9 protein-coding genes are annotated in these 8,965 nt (G+C 62.9%); 7 read left to right on the top strand and 2 right to left on the bottom strand.

Going from position 1 to position 8,965, the window contains the following annotated elements:
- Both CK221_RS28435 and CK221_RS28430 read right to left on the bottom strand, forming a co-directional pair.
- On the bottom strand, positions 1–925 hold a 925-nt coding region (locus CK221_RS28435; protein WP_245430765.1), incomplete at its 3' end, for a phosphoenolpyruvate hydrolase family protein.
- A gap of 12 nt (positions 926–937) precedes the next feature.
- Positions 938–2,134, bottom strand: a complete 1,197-nt coding sequence (locus CK221_RS28430; RefSeq protein ID WP_095780124.1) for a Tm-1-like ATP-binding domain-containing protein — start codon at positions 2,132–2,134, stop codon at positions 938–940.
- A 118-nt stretch (positions 2,135–2,252) separates the two neighbouring features.
- On the opposite strand from CK221_RS28430, the gene CK221_RS28425 reads away from it, so the two are divergent.
- From CK221_RS28425 to CK221_RS28395, 7 genes are all read left to right on the top strand, one after another.
- Positions 2,253–2,942, top strand: coding sequence for a TetR/AcrR family transcriptional regulator (locus CK221_RS28425; protein WP_095780123.1), 690 nt, complete (start codon positions 2,253–2,255; stop codon positions 2,940–2,942).
- Between the two features lie 353 nt (positions 2,943–3,295).
- Positions 3,296–4,612, top strand: coding sequence for an extracellular solute-binding protein (locus CK221_RS28420; protein WP_066989980.1), 1,317 nt, complete (start codon positions 3,296–3,298; stop codon positions 4,610–4,612).
- Positions 4,613–4,679: 67 nt separating this feature from the next.
- On the top strand, positions 4,680–5,585 hold the full coding sequence (locus CK221_RS28415; RefSeq protein WP_095780122.1) for a sugar ABC transporter permease: 906 nt from the start codon (positions 4,680–4,682) through the stop codon (positions 5,583–5,585).
- A gap of 1 nt (position 5,586) precedes the next feature.
- Positions 5,587–6,543, top strand: a complete 957-nt coding sequence (locus CK221_RS28410) for a carbohydrate ABC transporter permease (RefSeq protein ID WP_066989974.1) — start codon at positions 5,587–5,589, stop codon at positions 6,541–6,543.
- A complete protein-coding gene (locus tag CK221_RS28405; protein ID WP_066989971.1) occupies positions 6,540–6,761 on the top strand; it encodes a hypothetical protein in 222 nt (73 codons plus the stop codon). Before CK221_RS28410 ends, CK221_RS28405 begins: the two co-directional genes overlap by 4 nt.
- Positions 6,758–7,861, top strand: a complete 1,104-nt coding sequence (locus CK221_RS28400; RefSeq protein WP_095780121.1) for an ABC transporter ATP-binding protein — start codon at positions 6,758–6,760, stop codon at positions 7,859–7,861. The genes CK221_RS28405 and CK221_RS28400 overlap by 4 nt, the downstream gene beginning before the upstream one ends.
- Positions 7,861–8,964 (top strand): ABC transporter ATP-binding protein, encoded by a 1,104-nt coding sequence (locus tag CK221_RS28395; RefSeq protein ID WP_095780120.1) that lies wholly within the window; start codon positions 7,861–7,863, stop codon positions 8,962–8,964. Before CK221_RS28400 ends, CK221_RS28395 begins: the two co-directional genes overlap by 1 nt.
- Position 8,965 lies beyond the last annotated feature (1 nt).

The raw sequence follows: 8,965 nt of genomic DNA, 5'->3' as shown, positions 1-8,965 counted from the left end.
CCGAATCAGAACCCTCGGAACGCAATGAATCAACGCCAAACCGCGTTGAGAATCCTGAATGTAGATTGGACCTAGTTGCTGGCATTTTCGCTTTGCCGATTGCCGCTGCCTTGAAATCCGCCGTCTGCCCGGCGATCGCCGCCTCGGCCGGCAGCCGTTCCATCGAGCTTGCGCCGTAGAAGCCGTGCAGTCCTTCGCAGCGCTCGAGGATGTAGCGCGCGTCATGGGGCATGGAGATCGGCCCGCCATGGCAAAGCAGGATGACGTCCTTGCGCACCGAGCGCGCGGCGTCGGCAATGGCGTCGATCTCCTCGACGCAGGCATCCAGCGACTTCGCCGAGGTCGCGCCGATCGAGCCGCCTGTCGTCACGCCCATATGGGCTACGACCACGTCGGCGCCCGCCTTGGTCATGGCGCGCGCCTCGTCGGGGTTGAAGACGTAAGGCGTGGTGAGTAGGTCGAGCTTGTGCGCCTCGGCGATCATGTCGACCTCGAGGCTAAAACCCATGCCGGTCTCCTCGAAACTCTGCCGCATGGTGCCGTCGAAGAGGCCGATGGTCGGAAAATTCTGCACGCCGGAAAAGCCCATCGTCTTCAGTTCGGCGAGAAACAGCGGCATGATGACGAAGGGGTCGGTGCCGTTGACGCCGGCCAGCACCGGCGTCTTCTTTACCACCGGCAGCACCTCATAGGCCATTTCCTTGACGATCTCGTTGGCATTGCCATAGGCGAGCAGGCCGGCGGCCGAGCCGCGCCCGGCCATGCGGTAACGGCCGGAATTGTAGATGATGATGAGATCGATGCCGCCGGCTTCCTCGGCCTTGGCCGACAGGCCGGTACCGGCACCGCCGCCGACGATCGGAACGCCATCGGCGATCATCTTGCGGAACCTTTCCAGTATGGTTTTGCGCGGGATGGCGGCCATGTTTGTCGGATCTCACTTCTTGGCGATGTCGAGGAAAGCCTCGGCCGCGGCCTTGGCGAATGCAGGATCGTTGATGTGCAGCGGCAGGCGCGTCACGATACGGTTCCCGGTCGGCTTGATGGTGTGCTCGATGGCCTCGAACAGCGCCGCATCGGCTTGCGGATCGAAGAAGGCGCCGCCTTCGACATCGAGCGCCGACACGCCTTTTTCCGGGATCAGGAAGCGCACCGGGCCGTCGCAACGGGCGAGGCGGCCGCCGATCCATTCGCCGATCCGGCGGCTCTCCTCGGCGGTAGTGCGCATCAGCGTGACATTCGGATTATGCTCATAGAACAGCCGCCCGCGATATTTGTCGGGGATAGTCGGCGGCGCCCAGAAGTTCACCATGTCGAGCGCGCCGACCGAGCCGACATAGGGCAGTTTCGTGCGAGCAATGGCGCCGAAGCGATCCTCCGTCGCCGGCAGCACGCCGTCGAACAGCAAATCGCAGACCTCGGTTGTGGTGATATCAAGGACGCCGGCGAGCAGGCCGCTATCGGCAAGCTTCTCCATCGAGCGGCCACCTGTGCCGGTCGCATGGAAGACCATGCAGTCATATTCGGCGCGCAAGCGCTCGACGATTGCCGTGACACAGGGCGTGGTGACGCCAAACATGGTCAAGCCGAGCGCCGGCTTGCCGGCAGTTGACGAGGCCGGCCTCGCCGCCATGCCGGCGATCGCCTGGGCGGCGTTGTGCAGGACGACGCGCGACAGACGATTGAGGCCGGCCATGTCGGTTACCGACGGCATCATGACGATGTCGGAGACATCGACATAAGGCGCGGTATCGCCGGAGGCCAACGTCGAGACCATGATCTTCGGTAGGCCGAGCGGTAGCGCGCGCATACCGGCGGTGACAATCGATGTGCCGCCGCCGCCGCCAATGCCGATCACGCCGGCGACGTCGTCGCGCGATTGGATGAAGCGGTTAAAGGCGACACCCATGCCGGCAACGGCGGGTCCGCGGTCGTCAGTGCCGAGCACGGCGCCGGCTCCATCGGGATGATGCGCGGCGACCTCGCTTGCCGCGACATCCACCGGGACGGTCGCGCCGCGTGTGCCGATATCGACGCGGACGACCGAGCCGCCGCCGGCGGCGACGGCGTCGGCCAGGAAGGCAAGCTCCTCACCCTTGGTGTCGGCGGTGCCGACCACATAGATACGCTTCATTCGCCTTTCCCCGTCGTCTCCTCGGTTAGCCGGCCTGCTCGGCGGTGCGGCCTGCCGCTTCGGGCCCGGCGCTTGGTCCGGCCATTGCAATTTTTTGAGACGCGCGTATCGTATTGATATGGATGTCTCACGTCAACAAGCCGCTTCCGATGACGCCGAGCAGCTGAGAGCCGGGAAGGGGGCCCGCGCCCGCACCAGGCGGCTGATGCTGGAAACGGCGACGCGGCTGATGCAATCCGGCGCGACGCCTTCGGTCAGCGAGGTTGCAGAGGCTGCGGAAGTGTCGCGCGCGACCGCCTATCGCTACTTTCCGAGCCAGGCCGCGCTGGTGCAGGCGGTCGTCGACGAGGGGCTCGGACCGATCCTGACCTGGAAATCGAATTCGAAAGATCCGGAACAGCGGGTTGCCGAACTCTTCGCCTCCGCCATGCCGCGCATCGAGGCTTTCGAGGCGACGTTCAAGGCGGCGCTCAAGCTTTCGCTCGACCAGTGGGCGAGACGGCAGGCTGGCACGCTAGGCGCCGAACCGGCTTTCAAGCGCGGCCATCGGATCGACCTCCTGAAGGACGCGATCGCTCCGCTCAAGGGTCAGCTCAAGCCGCGCCAGTTCAAGCGTCTTGCCCAGGCGCTGTCGATGATGTTCGGTGTCGAGGTGCTGATCGTGCTGAAGGATATGTGGGGGCTGGACAGCCGTGACATGATGGCGGTCGCCGAGTGGGCGGCGGGCGCGCTGGTGCGCGCGGCGGTGGCGGAATCAGGAGCGAAGGCGACTGGAGGTTCGGCATCAGCCGAAATAGACATGTCCTGAATCTGGTTCGACCAGATTGGAGAGGATGTCAACAACAATGACTGCAATACACCGCTGAAGACAAGGTCTCCGCATATCAAGGAGTATGAAAAATTATAGAAAACAGAGGGATATCGCTTTGAGCGGCTCGTGGAGCCGTTTTGGACTGCACAAGAAAGAACTTGACGTCCCTCTTGAATTGGTAATACCAGATCAGGACGCGTAAAGCGGAGCGAGGGTGAAGGTTGCGATCGATTTTTCCGGTCGGGCGAGGAGGCCCGAAAACGGAAAATGCCGTCACGGGAGGAACTGCCAGGGCCGACCACTATGCCGGCCCGCATGACAAGGTAGAAGGCGCACAAGGGAGGAAAACTATGCGCAAGATAGTGACCAGCGTGATCGCTGGTATCGGGCTGGCGCTTGCCTGCGGGACATCCGTCCGCGCGCAAGACAAGGAACTCACCATCTTCTGGGCGGAATGGGATCCGGCGAACTATCTGCAGGAACTCGTCAACGACTACACGGCCGAGACGGGCGTGAAAGTCACGGTGCAGACCACGCCGTGGCCTGATTTCCAGACCAAGGCCTTCACCGAGTTCAACGCGCATGGCGACGCCTACGACATGGTGGTCGGCGACTCGCAATGGCTGGGCGCCGGCTCGACGCAGGGCCACTATGTGGATCTGACCGACTTCTTCAACAAGCATAAGCTTGGCGATGTGATGGCGCCCGCCACCATCAAATATTATGCCGAGTACCCGGGCGGTTCCGGCAAGTACTGGGCGATCCCGCTGGAAGGCGATGCGATCGGCTGGTCTTACCGCAAGGACTGGTTCGAGGACCCGAAGGAGAAGGAAGCCTTCAAGGCGAAGTACGGCTACGACCTCGATGTTCCGAAGACCTATGCGCAGCTGCGCGACATCGCCGAGTTCTTCCATCGTCCGGACCAGAAGCGCTACGGCGTCGCGATCTACACCGACAACTCGTATGACGCGATGGCGATGGGCGTCGAAAGCGCGATCTTCAGCTATGGCGGCGATCTCGGCGACTACGCGACCTACAAGGTCGACGGCATCACCAATTCCAAGGAGGCCGTCGCCGGCCTCGAAATGTACAAGGAACTCTACAAGTTCACGCCTCCCGGCTGGGGCAAGACGTTCTTCGTGGAGGACAACCAAGCCATCACTGGCGGGCTCGCCGCGATGAGCATGAACTTCTTCGCCTTCTTCCCGCCGCTGGTGAACAAAGCCACCAACCCCTATGCCGACGTGACCGGCTTCTTCGCCAACCCGGCCGGTCCGGACGGCAAGCGCTTCGCCGCTCTCGGCGGCCAGGGCATCTCCGTCGTCTCGTACTCGAAGAACAAGGACGAGGCGATGAAATTCCTTGAGTGGTTCATCAAGGACGAGACCCAGAAGAAGTGGGCCGAGCTCGGCGGCTACACCTGCAGCCAGGCCGTGCTTAAGTCGGAGGCCTTCCAGAACGCTACGCCGTATAACAAGGCCTTCTACGACACGATGTTCATGGTCAAGGACTTCTGGGCAACGCCTGAATATGCCGAAGTGCTCGATCAGCTGAACCAGAACATCTATCCGTTCGTGGTCGGCGGCAAGGGCACCGCCCAGGAAGCGCTCGACAAGACCGCCGCCGACTGGAAGGCGACGTTCACCAAATACAACCGCTACAAGTAGGCGTCACAGTCAGAATGCCGGAGGAGGGTTTCCCCTCCGGCATTCCTGTTTTCAGGGAGAACGACCGTTGGCTTCGGTAGCCCTTACCAATCTTGATCCAGCATCCAGGGCCGCCGCGCGAGGCTGGTCGGATCTGACCATCCGCAACATGTTCATCATCCCGACGCTGGTTTTCCTGATCGTCTTCAACATTTTTCCGCTGATCTATTCGCTCGGCTATTCCTTCACCAACTTCGCCGCGAACCGCAGCGAGCCCTGGCAGTTCGTCGGCCTGCAGAATTACCGCGAGCTGCTCAGCGACGATCACATCTGGTCGAACTTCGTCATCACCGCGAAATATGTGATCGTGTCGGTGGCCGGGCAGATGATCGTAGGCTTCGGCCTCGCGCTTCTGCTCAACCGCAGCTTTCCGATGAAGGGCCTGATCACGACCTTGCTGTTGCTGCCGATGATGATGTCGGCGGCGGTCGTCGGCCTGTTCTGGCAGCTGCTCTACAGCCCGTCCTGGGGACCGATCAACTACGTCTTCGGCCTCGGCGACTTCGCCTGGCTCTCCAATCCCGACAGCGCGCTCTACGCCGTCGCGATCACCGACATCTGGATGTGGTCGCCCTTCGTCATGCTGCTGTCGCTCGCCGGCCTGTCGGCGGTGCCGCAGCACCTCTACGAGGCCGCCGCGATCGACCGCGCCAGCTGGTGGTACACCTTCACCCGCATCACGTTGCCGCTGGTCTCGCCGATCCTTTTGATCGCGCTGATCTTCCGCACCATGGAAGCCTTCAAGACCTTCGACATCGCCTACACGATGACGACTCAGCCGACCGCCGAGCTGATCGCGATCCGGCTCTACAAGCAGGCCTTCCAGCAGTGGGACACCGGCAAATCCTGCGCGCTCGCCTACATCGTGCTGATCATGGTGCTGGCCATCACCAACCTCTACGTGAAGTATCTCAACAAGGTGAAGGAGCGCTGAGATGGCCGCCGTCCGCACTTCTTCCGAGGTCGCGCTCAACCGTGTCGCCATCGCCGCGGTGCTGATCGCCACGCTGGTCTTCCTCGCACCGATCTATTGGATCGCCTCGACGGCATTCAAGCCGAAGGAGCTCGCCGTCAGCGTGCCGCCAACCGTGCTGTTCGAGCCCGAGGTGACGCCGTTCGTGCGGCTCTTCACCAAGCGCGTGCAGATGCAGAAGACCGTCGACCCGCAAGTCTACGAAGCCGCGCCCTGGTGGGAAAAGCGCATCTACGACGGCGGCGAGCGAGTGCTGAAGGTCGGCAAGGACGTGCAGCTTTCGCAATATCCCGACCGGTTCATGAACAGCCTGATCGTGGCGGTGGTCAGCACCGTTCTCGCCGTCGGCATGGGAACCTTCACCGCCTACGGCTTCTCGCGCTTCAAGATCGCCGGCGAGGCGGACCTTCTGTTCTTCATCCTCTCGACGCGCATGCTGCCGCCGGTGGTCGTCGCCATCCCGATGTTCCTGATGTACCGGGCAGTTGGCCTCAACGACTCCCATATCGGCCTGATCATCCTCTACGTCGCCTTCAACCTGTCCTTCTCGGTCTGGCTGATGAAGGGCTTCATGGATGAGATCCCGAAAGAGTATGAGGAGGCAGCACTTGTCGACGGCTATACGCGCATGCAGGCCTTCTTCAAGATCGTGCTGCCCGAGGCCGCAACCGGCATCGCCGCCACCGCCGTGTTCTGCTTCATCACCGCCTGGAACGAGTACGCTTTCGCGCTGATCATGACCAACCGGCGCGCCCAGACGGCGCCGCCCTTCATCCCGTCGCAGATCGGCTCCGGCCTGCCGGACTGGACCACGATCGCGGCGGGCACGTTCCTGTTCCTGCTGCCGGTTGCGATCTTCACCTTCCTGCTGCGCAACCACCTGCTTCGCGGCGTGACTTTCGGAGCGATCCGCAAATGAGTTTTCGCGCCGTCAACGAGAAGTACCTTTTGCCGGCATCGCAGATCCTCATGGTGCTCGGCATCGTCGCGCTCTGCCAGCCATGGAGCCTCAGCCTGCATTCCTATGGGGTGACGATCATCCTGATCGGGCTGATCGGCTTCAACATCACGTCGAAGATCGCACCGGAGCAGAGAGAGGAAACCGGCGCCGTGACGCATGAGGGGGCCGGGCAGTGACGCAGATCGAACTTCGCGGCATCGAGAAATTCTTTGGTGCGGTCCAGGTCATCCATAATCTGAACCTCGCCATCGCCGACAACGAGTTCATCGTGCTGCTTGGACAGTCGGGCTGCGGCAAGACGACGACGCTGCGCGCGATTGCCGGGCTCGAGACGATCGATCAGGGCGACATCCTGATCGACGGCAAGGCGGTGCAGCACCTGAAAGCTGCCGACCGCGACATCGCCATGGTGTTCCAGTCCTTCTCGCTCTATCCGCATATGACGGTGTTCGAGAACATCGCCTTTCCGTTGCGGGCCACGCGCATGAGCAGCAGCGAGGTCGAAACCTCGGTGCGCGAGATCGCAAGGGTGTTGCGCATCACTGACCTGCTCGACAAGAGGCCGTCTGCGCTTTCGGGCGGCGACATGCAACGCGTGGCGATCGGCCGCGCGCTGGTGCGGCGGCCGAAGGCGATGCTGATGGATGAGCCGATCGGCGCGCTGGACGCCAAGCTGCGCGAGGAAATGCGGGCCGAGATCAAGCGGCTGCACATCAAGCAGGGATCGACCACGATCTATGTCACCCACGACCAGATCGAGGCGATGAGTCTGGCCGACCGCATCGTCATCATGCACGAGGGCTTCATCCAGCAGGTCGGCACGCCGGACGAGGTCTACTCGCATCCGGCAAACCTGTTCGTGGCGCAATTCGTCGGCAGCCCGGTGATGAACATCGCCGAGGCGAGCGTCGCCGATCAGGCCGGCGCCGCCTCCGTCACCGTCGGCGGTGCGCCGACGGGTTTCGAGTTCCCGCGCGAGCTCCTCTCCAGGCTCAACGGGCATTCCAATGGTGGCTTGACGCTCGGCATCCGTCCGGAAGGCGTGCTCGTCCGGCATGATGCCGCTCCCGGCTACGTGCCGGTCGAAGCGCAGATCATCGAGCCGCTCGGCTCCTTCGACATTGTCGACCTCAAGGTCGGCTCCAAGATGCTGCGCGCCCGCACCAAGGCCGGCTACGTGTCGGGTCCGGGCGAGAAGGTTCATGCCCGCATCGACCCGGAACAGGCGCATTTCTTCGACACGGCAAGCGGCAAGTCGCTGGGAGTAAGGCTGTAATGGCCCATATCGAACTGAAGAACATCACCAAGAAGTTCGGCGGCCATACCGCGCTGACGGGTCTCAACCTCAATATCGCCGATGGCGAGTTCTTCGTGCTTTTGGGCGAAACCGGCGCCGGCAAGACGACGACGCTCCGGATGATCGCCGGCCTCGAGAAACCGACCGAGGGCCAGGTCTTCATCGACGGCGTCGACGTCGCCGACTGGAGCGCGGCCGAGCGCGACGTGGCCTTGGTGCTGCAGCAATATTCGCTCTATCCGCGCTACACGGTGCGGCAGAATCTCGAGTTTCCGCTGAAGCCAAAGATTCGCCGGCTGCCGGATGCCGAGATCAAGGACCGCGTCGCGCGCGCCGCCCGCACGCTGCGCATCGAGCATCTGCTCGACCGCAAGACCGACCGGCTCTCCGGTGGCGAGATGCAGCGGGTCTCGATCGGCCGCGCGATCGTGCGCAAACCACGCGTGTTCCTGATGGACGAGCCGCTGTCGGCGCTCGACGCCAAGCTACGCGAGGCGCTGCGCACGGAGTTGAAGAACCTGCAGATGCAGCTCGGTGCCACCTTCCTGTTCGTCACCCACGACCAGATCGAAGCGATGTCGATGGGCGACAAGGTCGGCGTGCTGAACCATGGCCGCATCGTGCAGACCGGCACGCCGCAGGAGATCTACAACAATCCCCGCGATACCTATGTCGCAAGCTTCGTCGGCTCGCCGCCGATGAACCTCATCGACGGCAAGCTGGTCGACGACCGCGCGGTGATGGCGCCGATGAGTTTCGAATTGCCGGTTGGCGGGGGCGCCAGGGCTTCTTGGGGGCCAAAGACGGGGGGCGCGAGCGACGGTCGCCCGCTCGTCTTCGGCATCCGTCCGGAGGACGTCTACCTGGAAGGCGGCGCGCCGGTCGAGGCTAAAGTCCACGATGTCGAGAACCACGGCGTCGAGAAGATCGTGACGCTGAGGGTCGGCGACACGATGCTGAGAGCCACCGTGCCGGCGAGAACCGCCGTCGAGATCGAGCAGCCGGTCCGCTTTGCCTGGAACGCGGACAAGGTGGTGCTGTTCGATAAGGGCAGCGGCGTCAGCTTGCGGCACGCCGGATAGC

Origin of the sequence: Mesorhizobium sp. WSM3868, from assembly GCF_002294785.1 — a bacterium.
Taxonomy (GTDB): domain Bacteria; phylum Pseudomonadota; class Alphaproteobacteria; order Rhizobiales; family Rhizobiaceae; genus Mesorhizobium.
This window is presented reverse-complemented; position numbering and strand designations above follow the sequence as displayed.